The 13,151-nt window shown below is 66.4% G+C and carries 13 protein-coding genes and 1 tRNA gene; 8 read left to right on the forward strand and 6 right to left on the reverse strand.

All coding sequences use genetic code 11. The annotated features are described in order from the left end of the window. Nucleotides 1-23: 23 nt before the first annotated feature. The gene (locus BES08_RS05530) at nucleotides 24-458 is read right to left on the reverse strand and encodes a DNA polymerase III subunit chi (protein ID WP_248005897.1); all 435 of its coding nucleotides are present in this window, start codon (nucleotides 456-458) and stop codon (nucleotides 24-26) included. A 30-nt stretch (nucleotides 459-488) separates the two neighbouring features. Further along, nucleotides 489-1,952, reverse strand: a complete 1,464-nt coding sequence (locus BES08_RS05535) for a leucyl aminopeptidase (protein WP_008832851.1) — start codon at nucleotides 1,950-1,952, stop codon at nucleotides 489-491. 95 nt (nucleotides 1,953-2,047) lie between these two features. On the opposite strand from BES08_RS05535, the gene BES08_RS05540 reads away from it, so the two are divergent. From BES08_RS05540 to rsmA, 4 genes are all read left to right on the forward strand, one after another. Beyond that, nucleotides 2,048-4,375 carry an LPS-assembly protein LptD gene (locus tag BES08_RS05540; protein WP_036524314.1) on the forward strand — a complete coding sequence of 776 codons (2,328 nt, stop codon included), beginning with the start codon at nucleotides 2,048-2,050 and terminating at the stop codon, nucleotides 4,373-4,375. A gap of 196 nt (nucleotides 4,376-4,571) precedes the next feature. Next, nucleotides 4,572-5,918, forward strand: coding sequence for a peptidylprolyl isomerase (locus BES08_RS05545; protein WP_008828376.1), 1,347 nt, complete (start codon nucleotides 4,572-4,574; stop codon nucleotides 5,916-5,918). A gap of 7 nt (nucleotides 5,919-5,925) precedes the next feature. Continuing rightward, entirely contained in the window at nucleotides 5,926-6,924 is a 999-nt protein-coding gene (gene pdxA, locus BES08_RS05550) for a 4-hydroxythreonine-4-phosphate dehydrogenase PdxA (protein WP_008828377.1), read from the forward strand. Nucleotides 6,925-7,063: 139 nt separating this feature from the next. Further along, nucleotides 7,064-7,888: a 16S rRNA (adenine(1518)-N(6)/adenine(1519)-N(6))-dimethyltransferase RsmA gene (rsmA, locus tag BES08_RS05555; RefSeq protein WP_008828378.1), complete on the forward strand. Its 825-nt coding sequence runs from the start codon at nucleotides 7,064-7,066 to the stop codon at nucleotides 7,886-7,888. A gap of 18 nt (nucleotides 7,889-7,906) precedes the next feature. Here rsmA and BES08_RS05560 read toward each other — a convergent pair whose 3' ends face one another. From BES08_RS05560 to yajC, 4 genes are all read right to left on the reverse strand, one after another. Further along, nucleotides 7,907-8,266: a hypothetical protein gene (locus tag BES08_RS05560; protein ID WP_008828379.1), complete on the reverse strand. Its 360-nt coding sequence runs from the start codon at nucleotides 8,264-8,266 to the stop codon at nucleotides 7,907-7,909. A 97-nt stretch (nucleotides 8,267-8,363) separates the two neighbouring features. After that, on the reverse strand, nucleotides 8,364-9,353 hold the full coding sequence (gene secF, locus BES08_RS05565) for a protein translocase subunit SecF (protein ID WP_008828380.1): 990 nt from the start codon (nucleotides 9,351-9,353) through the stop codon (nucleotides 8,364-8,366). A 15-nt stretch (nucleotides 9,354-9,368) separates the two neighbouring features. Further along, complete coding sequence (gene secD, locus BES08_RS05570; RefSeq protein WP_008828381.1) at nucleotides 9,369-10,979, reverse strand: protein translocase subunit SecD; 1,611 nt, start codon at nucleotides 10,977-10,979, stop codon at nucleotides 9,369-9,371. Between the two features lie 36 nt (nucleotides 10,980-11,015). After that, nucleotides 11,016-11,351: a preprotein translocase subunit YajC gene (gene yajC / locus BES08_RS05575; RefSeq protein ID WP_008828382.1), complete on the reverse strand. Its 336-nt coding sequence runs from the start codon at nucleotides 11,349-11,351 to the stop codon at nucleotides 11,016-11,018. Nucleotides 11,352-11,632: 281 nt separating this feature from the next. Here yajC and BES08_RS05580 point away from each other — a divergent pair. The 4 genes from BES08_RS05580 to BES08_RS05595 all read left to right on the forward strand — a co-directional run bounded on the left by BES08_RS05580 (nucleotide 11,633) and on the right by BES08_RS05595 (nucleotide 13,102). Continuing rightward, nucleotides 11,633-11,709: transfer RNA gene (locus BES08_RS05580), tRNA-Pro, on the forward strand. A 162-nt stretch (nucleotides 11,710-11,871) separates the two neighbouring features. Continuing rightward, nucleotides 11,872-12,228 carry a hypothetical protein gene (locus tag BES08_RS05585; protein ID WP_036524306.1) on the forward strand — a complete coding sequence of 119 codons (357 nt, stop codon included), beginning with the start codon at nucleotides 11,872-11,874 and terminating at the stop codon, nucleotides 12,226-12,228. An 86-nt stretch (nucleotides 12,229-12,314) separates the two neighbouring features. Further along, nucleotides 12,315-12,728 (forward strand): holin family protein, encoded by a 414-nt coding sequence (locus BES08_RS05590; RefSeq protein WP_008828384.1) that lies wholly within the window; start codon nucleotides 12,315-12,317, stop codon nucleotides 12,726-12,728. A 35-nt stretch (nucleotides 12,729-12,763) separates the two neighbouring features. Then, a complete protein-coding gene (locus tag BES08_RS05595; protein ID WP_008828385.1) occupies nucleotides 12,764-13,102 on the forward strand; it encodes a hypothetical protein in 339 nt (112 codons plus the stop codon). The last annotated feature ends 49 nt before the right edge of the window (nucleotides 13,103-13,151 follow it).

A 13,151-nucleotide genomic window follows, 5' to 3' on the forward strand; every position in this document is an offset into this window, starting at 1 on the left:
GGGTGGACCTGACGCCTTGGCCCTTACTCTTCCGCCTTCTTGGCCCAGCGGCCGTCTTCCTGCGCCCAGTATTCCTTCTTAACCCCTTCGCGCCCGCGCAAGTCACGCCAGACCTCGCGGGCCTGCGGCTTGGTCTCGTCGTCGAAGAGGTAGAACGTGCGCTCGAACGGCTCCTCGCCCTCGCACCACACGCCGTCGGCGATGACGAGGAAACGGGCGCCGTTCACCGGGTCGGGAATGTCGGACAGGAGGATCGGCTGACGCTCCTCGCCGCCCTCGCCCATCTGGCCGTTGGCGAGGAAGCCGTCCGGCCGGTGCGACCACAGCGCCGCCGAGATCCGGCCGCGCTGCTGCTCGTCGGCGGAGACCACGAGCACGCGCCCCCCGCCCTCGACGATGCGCCGGGCCAGCAACGGCACGACCGCATGGGCCGGGTCGCGGCTGAGTTCATAGAACATGACCTGCACTCAACCGCGTCCTTCTCTGGCTCAGACTTCGATCGTGTCGCGCACGAAGCGATCGAGCAGGCGCACGCCGAAGCCGGTCGCGCCCTTGTCCCAGGTAGCGCCGGGCTTGTCGGTCCACACCGTGCCCGCGATGTCGAGATGCGCCCAGGGGGTGTCGTTCTCGATGAAGCGCAACAGGAACTGCGCCGCCGTGATCGAGCCGCCGAAGCGGGGGCCGACGTTCTTCATGTCGGCGATCGGGCTGTCGATCATCTTGTCGTATGCCGGCCCCATCGGCATGCGCCACAGGCGATCGCCGGAGGCATCGCCCGCCGCGTTCAACTCGGCCGCAAGACCGTCGTTGTTCGAGAACAGGCCCGCATATTCGTGCGAGAGGCTGAGGATGATCGCGCCGGTCAGGGTCGCGAGGTCGATCACCTTGGCGGGCGCATATTCGCGCTGAACCCAGGTCAGTGCGTCGCACAGGACGAGGCGGCCTTCGGCGTCGGTGTTGATGACCTCGATGGTCTGGCCCGACATGGAGGTCACCACGTCGCCCGGGCGCTGGGCATTGCCGTCAGGCATGTTCTCGACAAGGCCGCACACGCCGATGACGTTGGCCTTCGCCTTGCGCAGCGCGAGGGCGAGCATGGTGCCGGCCACCGCACCGGCGCCGCCCATGTCCCACTTCATGTCTTCCATGCCTGCGGGCGGCTTGAGGCTGATGCCGCCGGTGTCGAAAGTCACGCCCTTGCCGACGAAGGCGACTGGCTTCGCACCCTCTTCGCCGCCCAGCCACTCCATAACCAGCAGGCGCGCAGGCCGAACCGAACCCTGCGCAACACCGAGCAGCGAGCCCATGCCGAGCGCCGCCATCTCCTTGTCGTCGAGCACGCGAATCTTGAGGCCAGAGCCCTCCATGCGCGCCTTGCAGCGCTCCACGAAGCTCTCGGGATAGATCACGTTCGCGGGCTCGGTGACGAGTTCGCGGGTGAAGGAAACGCCCTGCGCGATCGCCTGCTCGATCTCCCAAACCGCCTCGGTGCCTTCGGGCGCGCCGACGAGCGAGACTTCGGCGAGGCTCGGCTTCGCATCGGCGGCCAGCTTGGTGCGATAGACGTCATGGCGCCACGAACGCAGCTGCGCGCCGAGCAGCGCCCCTGCCGCTTCCTCCGCCGAGAGACCCGCGCCGGTGACGTCGAGCGTCAGCGCGGTCTCGCCGCTGGTGAGGTACTTGGCGACGACAGCCGCGCCGGCCTTTTCCACCGCAGCCTTGCGGTCTTTCGCCGAAGCCTCGCCGATTCCCGCCAGCGCCACGCGCACGGCTTTACCGCTGCGCTCGACGAAACCTTCGAAGACCTGGCCCGCCTTGCCCGTGAAACGCGCACGCTTCGCGCCTTCCGCCAGCACCGCTTCGAGGTCTGCAGGCACGGCGTCCTGATTGACGAGACGCGCGATGACGCCTGAAGCCGACTCATCCGCCGCGCCAAGGAACTGGATTTTCATGGATTCTCCTGGATTTCCCCGGTGAAACGCCGATCTTGTGCGCTTCACCGCATGACTGGATTGCAGTTAGGCACAGGCGATGCGATAGGCAACCCATGCTCCCAGCCGTGCAGACTTCGCTGCAAGCCCCGTTCCGCCGCTTGCGTCCGCTTTCGCTGCACGCGCTCGCCCTCGGAATCGCGACGCTTTGCGCGCCCCACGCCGCTTTTGCGCAGGACGTGGCCCGCCCCGTTGATACCGGCCCGATCGCCGGCGCGCCCGCCGCCCCGCCGGTGTCCACCGGCGAGACCGAGCCCGTCGCCTTCGAGGCCGACGACGTCCAGTACGAGCAGAACAGCGAAGTCGTCACCGCGACCGGCAACGTCGTCCTGCGCCGCCGTGATCCCCAGGGACAGGTCCAGTCGGTCCGCGCCGACAAGGTCACCTGGAACCGCCAGAGCGGCAAGATCCTTGCCGACGGCAATGTCCGCATGGTCGATCAGGACGGCAACCAGCTCTATACCGGACAAGTCGAGCTGACCGACGAACTCAAGACCGGCATGATGGAGAACCTGCTCCTCGTCATGCGCGAAGGCGGCCGCCTCGCCGCACTCAAGGGCGAGCGGATCGCCAACGGCGACGTCATTCTCCACAAGGCGGCCTACACCGGCTGCGACGTCACCGACGATGACGGCTGCCCTAAGAAGCCCAGCTGGCGCATCGTCGCCAAGCAGGTCATCTATTCCGACACGCAGAAGCGCGTGCGCTTCAAGGACGCCCGGATCGAGCTGTTCAGCGCGGTGCAACTGCCGCTGTTCGGCCTGACGATCAGCACCGACGGCCACGCCGTCTCCGGCTTCCTGATGCCCGACCTCAAGTCGAGCCCGTCGAACGGCATCGAGATCGCGCAGTCGTACTACTGGAAGCTCGCGGAGAACCGCGACCTCACCGGCACGGTCTCGGCCTTCACCAAGGCCGCGCCGATGGCATCGCTGCAGTACCGCGCGCTGACCGACAAGGGCGCCTACCAGATCACCGGCCTCGCCACCGCCAGCAGCAGCATCCCGATCTACAGCGGCACGGGTGAGGAGATCACCAGCGGAAACCGTTCGTTCCGCGGCTACATCTTCGCCAACGGCAAGTTCCAGCTGGACGACAACTGGAGCGTCACCGCCTCGATCCGGCGCGCGACCGACCGCACCTTCCTGCGCCGCTACGACAACAACCGCGACGACCGCCTGCGCTCGATGGTCGAAGTGGAGCGGATCGACCAGGACAGCTACTTCTCGATCGCGGGCTACGCCACGCAGACCCTGGTAGCCAGCCGCCAGCAGGGCCTGATCCCGGTGGCGCTGCCGATGATCGACTATCGCCGGCGCATCGACGACCCGCTCCTCGGCGGCAAATTCGAGATTCAGGCCAATTCGCTTAACATCAGCCGGACCGACGGGCAGGACACCCAGCGTGCCTTTGCCAGTGCGCAATGGTCACTGCGCCAGTTGACCCGCATGGGCCAGGAAATCACCGTTACCGGGCTCGTGCGCGGTGACGTCTACCACTCCTCCGACAACGCCCTGACCACGGAAGACCTGTATCGCGGGCTCGCCGGCTGGCAGGAGCGCGGCATCGCGACGGCGGCGGTGGATGTAAAGTGGCCGCTGGTAGGGCAGGCATTCGGCGGCACGCAGGTGCTGACCCCGCGCGTCCAGTTGGTCGCCTCGCCCCACTTCCGGAACCTCGCGATCCCCAACGAGGATTCGCGCGCGGTCGATCTCGACACCGGCAACCTCTTCGCTCTCAACCGCTTCCCGGGCTACGACCGGGTCGAGGACGGCGTGCGCTTCACCTACGGCTTCGACTGGCAGTTCGAGCGGCCGCGCTGGAAGATCAAGACCACGGTGGGCCAGTCGGTGCGCCTGAGCAACCAGAACACCGTTCTGCCCGATGGCACCGGTCTGTCGAACAAGACCTCCGACATCGTCGGCCGCACCGAGATCCGCTACCGGGACTTCCTGAACTTTATCCACCGCTTCAGGCTGGACAAGGACACGATGGCCGTGCGCCGCAACGAATTCGATGCGGTGATCGGCAATACCCAGAGCTACCTCGAACTGGGTTACACCCGCCTTAATCGCAACATCGTCAACAGCGTCGAAGACTTGCAGGACAGGGAGGAACTGCGCGCTGCAGGGCGTATCGCGTTTGCCCGCTACTGGTCGATGTTCGGCTCGGCCGTCGTCAACATGACCAGCCGCAAGGACAACCTGCAATACGGCTCCAACGGTTTCCAGCCGCTGCGCACGCGCTTCGGCGCGGCCTACGAAGACGACTGCGTCCAGATTTCGCTGACCTGGCGCCGCGATTACGTGGCGCTCGGCGACGTGAAGCGCGGCGACTCTTTCCAGCTGGGCTTCGCGCTGAAGAACATCGGCGGCGGCATCTAGGTTCGCCTTCGCCCGATACGCACGAGCAAAGATTGGCACATTCCGGCAAAGCCGCTATCGGGTGTGCTCATTTTCAGTTAAGCCGCCTCCCGGCAGGTGTGACTTGGATAAATGCGGCGGCAATTCCCGGCTTCGGGACTTCCCGCCGTTGATGCACCGGCCCCACGGGTCGGTCGAAAACGGGATTGATACAACGGTGCAAGCAGTTAACCGCAAGTTCCTCAAGCGCGCCCTCCTTTGCGTCGGCGGCCTCGCTGCGATGTCTTCCGCGCTGACCGTTCATGCTCAATCCGCTCCGCAGGGCGAGATTTCGATCCCCGACGACGTGAAGATTTTCGGCAACGACAACCCGAACATGCGCCGCGCCACTGCGGTCGTGAATGGCGACGTCATCACCGGCACCGACGTCGACCAGCGCCTTGCCCTCATCGTCGCGGCCAACCAGGGCAAGATCGACGAGGAAGAACTCAAGCGCCTGCGCCTGCAGGTCCTGCGCAACCTCATCGACGAGACGCTGCAGATCCAGGAGGCCAAGGCCGCCGACGTCTCGGTAGACGAGGCCGAGATCAACCAGTCCTATGCCCGCGTCGCGCAGCAGAACTTCGGCCAGAACACCTCCGCCATGGACGCTTACCTCAAGCGCGTCGGTTCCTCGGCGGACTCGCTCAAGCGCCAGATTCGCGGCGAGCTTTCGTGGCAGCGCCTGCTCCAGCGCAACGTCCAGCCCTTCATCAACGTTTCCGACGACGAAGTGAACGACGTGCTGGCCCGCCTCAAGGCCGCCAAGGGCACCGACGAGTACCGCCTCGGTGAAATCTACCTCGCCGCCTCGCCCGAGGCGCGCGATCAGGTCTACCAGAACGCCACGCAGATCGTGCAGCAGCTCAAGGGTGGCGGCAGCTTCGTCGCCTATGCCCGCCAGTATTCGCAGGCGAGCACTGCCTCGGTCGGCGGCGACCTGGGCTGGGTGCGCCTTGCGCAGTTGCCCACCGAACTGCAGGCCGTCGCCCGCGACATGGAATCCGGCCAGCTGGTCGGCCCGATCGAGGTGCCCGGCGGTTTCGACATCCTTTACCTGATCGACAAGCGCCAGGTCCTCACCGCCGATCCGCGCGACGCGGTTCTCGCGCTGAAGCAGATCTCGCTGCCCTTCCCCAAGGGCGTGAGCGAGGCCGAGGCCGGCAAGCGCGCCGAGGCGTTCCAGACCGCGATGAAGGCGGCCAAGGGCTGCGGCGACGTCGATGGCGTGGCCAAGGGTCTCGGCGCGCAAGTCGTCACCAACGACCAGGTCAAGGCGCGCGACCTTCCGGCGCAGATCCAGAACTCGATCCTGCAGCTTTCACCCGGCGAAACACTGCCGCCGTTCGGCTCGCTCGAAGACGGCGTGCGTATCCTCATGCTGTGCGGCCGCGACGACCCGCAGACCGAGAGCGGCCCGAGCTTCGAACAGCTTCAGGCCCAGCTCGAGGACGACCGCGTCAACAAGCGCGCGCAGACCTACTTGCGCGACCTGCGCCGTGATGCCGTCATCGAATACAACTGATCGGACTATGACGGCCCCACTCGCCGTGTCTTTGGGCGATCCCGCCGGGATCGCCCCCGAAGTGATTGCCGAAAGCTGGGTGCGGCGCAGGGAAATGGCCCTCCCGCCGTTCTTCGTCGTAGGCGGCGCGGCTGTCCTGCGCGCAGCAGCGGCGACGCGCGGGATCGACCTGCCTGTCGCGTCGATCTCTGCAGCCAGTGAAGCGGCAAGCGTATTCGGCTCGGCCCTGCCGGTGCTGGGCGGCGAGGACTGCGCTCCCGCATTCGGTGAACCGACCATCGAGGGCGCAGCGCTCGCCCTGCACTCGCTGACCAAGGCCACCGCGCTCGCGCTGTCGGGCGAGGCGGGCGGCGTGGTCACCGGCCCGATCGCCAAGTCGAAACTGGCCGCAGTCGGCTTCACCCAGCCCGGGCAAACCGAATTCCTCGCCGACGCCTGCGGCTTGCCCCACGAGGCAGCCGTTATGATGCTCGCCGGGCCGTCCTTGCGCACCGTGCCGCTGACCGTCCACGAAGCACTGGCGGCAGTGCCGGGCCTCGTCACCCGCGACCTCATCGAGAGCAAGGCCCGCATCGTCGCCCGCGCCCTCGCCCGCGATTTCGGCCTGCCGTCGGCGCGCATCGCGATCACCGGCCTCAACCCGCACGCGGGCGAGGACGGCCGCATGGGCACCGAGGACCGCGACGTCATCGTCCCCGCCATCGCCGCCCTGCAGGCCGAGGGGCTGGCCGTCACCGGCCCGCATCCCGCCGACGCCCTGTTCGCCGCCCACGCGCGCGAGGGCTACGACGTGGCGCTATGCATGTACCACGATCAGGCGCTGATCCCGATCAAGACGCTCGACTTCGATCAGGGCGTGAACGTGACGCTCGGCCTGCCGATTGTGCGCACCTCGCCCGACCACGGCACCGCCTTCGCCATCGCCGGCAAGGGCATGGCGAGCGCCGGCGCGATGATCGCCGCGATCCGCATGGCCGGCGAATGCGCCGCGCGGAGGGCCGCATGAAGACGAATCCACTAGTAGGCCCACCCCCCGCCCCTTCCGCAAGCGGGAGGGGAGCAGCACCGTTCAGCCCTCCCGCTTGCGGGAGGGCCGGTAGGCTTGGCGGTTTACCGCCTAGCCGGACGGGGTGGGCACTTACGCAATGACCACCCTCCCCCCCTTACGCGAAGTTATCGCCCGCCACGGCCTTTCGGCCTCCAAGGCGCTCGGCCAGAACTTCCTGTTCGATGAGCAACTGCTCGACCGCATCGCCGCGATTCCCGGATCGCTGGACGGCAAGGACGTGCTCGAAGTCGGCCCCGGCCCCGGCGGCCTGACCCGCGCCCTGCTGCGTGCGGGCGCCAACGTCACCGCGATTGAGATGGACCGCCGCTGCCTGCCCGCCCTCGCCGAACTGGCGGAGGCATTCCCCGGCAAGCTCAAGGTCATCGAGGGCGACGCGCTCAAGATCGATCCGAAGACGCTGTTCGCGGGCGAGTATCACATCCTCTCCAACCTGCCCTACAACGTCGGCACGGCGCTGTTCACCGGCTGGCTATCGGGAGAGGCATGGCCGCCGCAGTGGGCCTCGCTGACGCTGATGTTCCAGGAGGAAGTCGCCCGCCGCATCGTCGCCGAGCCGGATACTTCCGCCTATGGCCGCCTTGCGGTGCTGGCGCAGTGGCGCTCGAAGGCGAAGCTGGCGATGAAGGTCCACCGCAGCGCCTTCACCCCGCCGCCCAAGGTCATGTCGGCGATCGTCCACGTCGTGCCCCGCGAAGCGCCCGAGGGCGTTTCCATGCGCGTGCTGGAGCGCGTGACCGAGGGCGCCTTCGGCCAGCGCCGCAAGATGCTGCGCCAGAGCCTCAAGGGCGTGCCCGGCGCACTGGATGCGCTGGAAGCCCTCGGTATCGACGCCCAGCGCCGGGCCGAAACGCTGTCGGTCGCGGAGTTCGTGAGCGTGGCCAAGGCTTTGACGAAAGCCTGATCGCCCGCCGCGCCGCGCTCACTGATATCGCAGCGTCTTTTCGAACCCTTCGTTCGCCTTGGTCATCTTGGCCAGCTTGCGTAGCTGGCCGCGGACGTTCCGCTGGAAGCGCGCATCGTCATAGATGCCCGTCACCCGGTATTCGTCCTCAGCGATCAGTTCCTTGATCCGCGCGGCGAAGGCGGTCTGGTCGTCCACGCAGTCCGCCGCCTTCAGCGTCCGGCAGACCCATTCCTCGGCCGCCGCCTTGTCGTAGTCGTCCTGCGCCTCGTAGCCGCGCCTGTCGGCGTCCGCCTGGTCGAGTTTCGCCGCTTCGAACCGGCGCTCCAGCCATTTGCGCACTTGCGGGGCGTCCCACGCCTTCGACGGATTGCTCATCGTATTCTCCAAACCTGAGCCGCTATAGCGCGCGCCAGCGAAAAGGCCCGCCCCGCATCGCGCGGGACGGGCCTTTTTCTCTAGCCGCCGAGGAAGATCAGGGCTGCGGCTGACCACGCTCGCGGGCCAGACGCTCCTGACGGTCGATCGCCGATTCGGTCTGCACGAAGCTGTCCGACTTCACGCCCAGCCAGATCAGGATCGGCGCGGACATGAAGATCGAGCTGTACGTACCGATGAAGATGCCCAGCGTGATCGCGGCGGTGAAGCCGAAGATCACGTCCGGACCCAGCAGCAGCAGCGCCACCAGCATGATCAGGATCGACAGCGAGGTCACGACCGTGCGCGACAGCGTCTCGTTCACCGACAGGTCGAGCAGTTCGGCCATCGGCATGCGGCGGTGCTTCTTGAGGTTCTCGCGGATGCGGTCGTAGACCACGATCTTGTCGTTCAGCGAATAACCCAGCAGCGTCAGCAGCGCCGCCACGATGTTGAGGTCGAACTCCATCTGCGTCAGCGAGAACATGCCCACGGTCAGCAGAATGTCCTGGATCAGCGCGAACAAGGCCCCTGCGGCGAACTGCCATTCGAAACGCACCCAGATGTAGATCGAGATGCACAGCATCGCCAGGCTCAGCGCCAGCACGCCGGTCTTGAGCAGTTCGCCCGAGACCTTGCCCGAGACCGAATCGACGCCGTCGATGCGCGCATCCGGGAATGCCTGCTTGACCGTGGTGGTGATCTTCTGCGCCATCGCGTCGGCCAACTGCGGATGCGCCTCGGTGCCCTCGGGCAGGCGCATGCGCAGCGAGACTTCGTTGGGCTTGCCGAAGTTCTGCACGACCGGCTCGCCGTAGCCGAGCTTGTCGACGGTCTTGGTCAGCGCGTCCACCGGCGCGACCGCGCTGCGCTCGAAGGTCACGCGGATCATCTGGCCGCCGACGAAGTCGACGCCCAGGTTCAACCCGTGGGTGAACAGCAGCACCACCGAGGCGACCATCAGCACGATGTTGCTGATGAAGAACGGCCACTGCCACTTGAGAAAGTGGATGTTGGTGTTGTCGGGAATGAGCTTGAGGAGCTTCATTGTCTCTCTCCGCGCTTACAGGTTGAGGTCCGAAGGGCGCGCCTTGCGCAGCCATCCGGCAACCCACATGCGGGTCAGGGTCACGGCGGTGAACACCGAGGTGACGATACCGATCATCAGCACGACCGCGAAGCCGCGCACCGGACCCGAACCGAACGCGAACATCAGCAGCGCCGCGATCGAGTTGGTGATGTTGGCGTCGAAGATCGCGCGGCTCGCTTCCTTGTAGCCCAGTTCCACCGACTGCACCACGCGGCGGCCCTTGGACCGTTCCTCGCGGATGCGTTCGTTGATGAGCACGTTGGCGTCCACCGCCGCGCCCAGCGTCAGCACGAAGCCGGCGATGCCCGGCAGCGTCAGAGTGGTGCCGAACACCGCCATCACGCCCAGGATCATCAGGATGTTGATCGCAAGGGCGCAGATGCAGGCATAGATGCCGAAACGGCCGTAAGTCAGGATGATGAAGAGCACGAGCGCCAGCGTGCCGACGCCCATCGCGACGGCACCCTTATGGATCGCCTCGGCGCCGAGGTCGGGACCGACGGTGCGTTCCTCGACGACCTTGAGGTCCACCGGCAGTGCGCCCGAACGCAGCGCGATCGCCAGCTGAGTGGCCGACTTCGTGGTAAAGCTGCCCGAGATCTGCGCGCTGCCGCCCAGGATCGCCTCGTTGATCGAGGGCGCCGAGAGCACCTTGCCGTCGAGGATGATGGCGAAGCGCTTGCCGACGTTGGCGCTGGTCAGCGCCGCGAACTTCTCGCCGCCCTGCTGGTTGAAGGTGATGTTCACCACCGCGCGGTTGTTCTGCTGGTCGAAGCCCTGCTTGGCGTTCGTCAGCTGGTCGCCGGTGATGCCGCCGAGGCGCTTGACCGCGATGACCGGGCTCGGCCCTTCAGCCATGCCCTCGGCATAAGGCGCGATCTCGTCACCCGGAGGCGCGATGCCCTGTGCGAGGTCGGCGGGCGATGCGGTCTCGTCCACCATCTTGAATTCGAGCTTGGCGGTCTGGCCGAGCAGCGCCTTGAGCGCCGCCGGATCCTGCAGACCGGGCACCTGCACGTCGATGCGGGTGCCGCCGAGACGGCGGATGTCGGGCTCCTTGGTGCCCAGCGCGTCGATACGCTTGCGGACGACCTCGACGGCGGTTTCCATCGCGTTGCTGACTTCGAGGTCGATGCCCGCCGAAGTCGGCGCCAGCACGAACTGGTTGCCGTTGACGACCGAGATGTCCCAGTCACGCTGGCCGGTCAGGCCCGCACCATTGGTCAGCGGCAGCAGCGCCTCGCGCGCGGCGTCCACCTGCGACGTGTCGCGTACGGTGAAGGTCAGACGGCCGCCCCGGCTCGATACGTCGCCGATGCCGATGGCGGGCTCGGCCGCGCCCAGCTTGGTGCGGACCGATTCCTCCATGCCCTGCAGGCGCTGCTGAACGACCTGATTGCGGTCGGCTTCCAGCAGCAGGCGCGAGCCGCCCGCAAGATCGAGGCCGAGGTTGACCTTGGGCGCGGGCACGCCTGCGGGCAGGTGGATATTGGTGAAGGTCAGCAGCGTGGGTACGGACAGCAGGCAGAGCACCGCCGCTATCCCCCAGTACCAGACCTTCTTGAAGATCGAGAATTCAAGCATCGCCTAATCGCTTTCCCAAAGGAGCGTCCGGTCGGTTCAGTCGTTCGCGGGCTTCGAGCCTGCGGGTGGGATCACGTCGACGATCGTGGACTTGAGCGCCTTGACCTTCACGCCCTGCGCCAGTTCGATCTCGGCGTAGTTGTCGTCGACCTTGACGATCTTGCCGATCAGGCCGCCACCGGTCAGCACCTCGTCACCCTTCTTGAGCGCCGCGAGCTTGTTCTTCTGCTCCTTCTGCTGCTTCATCTGCGGGCGCAGGATGAGGAACCAGAAGATCGCGGCCATCGCCACGAACGGCAGGTAAGTCATCCAGGCCGGCGGCGCACCGGCGGGGGCGGCTGCGGCAAGCTGGGCGAGGATCGAGGTCTGCATGAAAATGATGGGCCTTCTCGTGTCGCGTGTCGGACGGCGAATCGTGTGCCGGCCGGGCCTGACGCGCATGACGGTATGATCCGCAGCCTGCGCGCAGGCGGATGCGGGCGGTTAGCAATAAAGCGAAGCGCTGGCAACGCGGGCTTCCCGCGCCTCCCCCACTGTGTCTGGGCCAGATAGGGCGCGCACGCCTTCGTTCAAGCGAGTGGACAACGCGATGAAAAACTATGCCGGAGGTGCTTGCGCATCCGAAAAGACCTGCCTATAGGCCGCGCTCCGGTCGGGACGTAGCGCAGCCTGGTAGCGCATCACACTGGGGGTGTGGGGGTCGGAGGTTCGAATCCTCTCGTCCCGACCAATCAAAAACGCCGTCTCCTGCTTCATGCGGGAGACGGCGTTTTTCGTTCCGGCGACGATGATGGGGCCATGACATTGGCCGTCATCGGCTCCCCGGACTTGACCAGATAGCCTTGCGCAGCCATCCCGGACACCTTCCATGGTCTGACATGTCGGGGTGAACATGAAGCTCTCACTTGCAGTCGCTGCCTTCGGGCTGGGCACCTTCGCGACCTATCCTGCGATGGCGCAGACCGCGTCGTGCTATCGCCTCGGCAATGTCGCATCGTGCACGGCCACCCAGACCATGGGCGACAATCCGGCCCAGCAGCGATACTCGGGCTTTCAGGAAGTCGAGCGCCTGCGCGACAAGAACGAGGAACGGGAGGCGGTCCGTCAGGAGCAGGGTCTTCGCGAAGAAGTCGGCACGCTGATCGCTGACGGCAAGTGCGCGGATGCGCGCAAGGCGGCGCTCAGGGCCGGAGATTTCGCGCTGGCGAAAGAAGCCGGTTCGATGTGCCAGCCTGCGCAGCGGCGCTAACCCAGCGGCCGCGCGCAAGAATTCATTTTCCTACACGAACCGATATGGTCATTTGAAAGCGGGTCACTTTCGCAAAGGATCCTGCCATGGCCCTCCTCGATTCGCTGCTCGGCCCCGTTACCCGCATCATCGACAAGGTCGTCCCCGACCCCGAGGCGCGCGACCGCGCCAAGCTGGAACTGCTCAAGCTCGAGAACACCCAGGAACTCGAAATGCTGCAGGCCAGCCTTTCGGCCATCGTCGCCGAGGCGAACAGCGCCGACCCCTGGACCAGCCGCGCGCGGCCGAGCTTTCTCTACGTGATGTACCTCGTGATCCTCTGGGCCTTGCCGATGGGCGTGGTCGCGGCGTTCAATCCGGGGCTCGCCAAGGCCATCGGCGCGGGGATGAACGGCTATCTCGCGGGGATTCCGGAGCCGCTCTATGCGCTCTTCGGCACAGGCTACCTCGGCTATTCGGCGATGCGCCAGTGGGGCAAGACCAAGGGCTCCGACCGGTAAGCGAAACGCTAACGCTTTCGCGCTATCCTGCTCGCATGATCGCGCTCTCCCTCCTTCACCGTCCGCTCGGCAAAGCCTTGATTGGCCTTGCCGGGCTTTTTTCGCTGGCGGGCTGCAGCCAGCCTCCCGCACCTGCCCCGACCGAGAGCACCGCCGAGGACGCGGCCGCAGAAGCCAAGGCCCGCGCCAAGGCCGAGCGCGAAGCGAAGCTCGCGGCGTTCTACGGCGGCGATGCCCCCGCAAGCGAACAGGCCTCGAAAAAGGACGACGGACCGGGCAATTCCCCGCCGCCGCCCGCAGCGCCGCCACCCTCGGCGCCCAGCATCGGCAGCGCGCTCGCCGCGCCCGATCCCGGCATCGGCAAGGTTGAATGACACGCCAAGGTCGAATGACACTGCGCCGCCGTCCAGCTTGCACCCTGCG

Source organism: Novosphingobium resinovorum, from assembly GCF_001742225.1.
GTDB lineage: Bacteria > Pseudomonadota > Alphaproteobacteria > Sphingomonadales > Sphingomonadaceae > Novosphingobium > Novosphingobium resinovorum_A.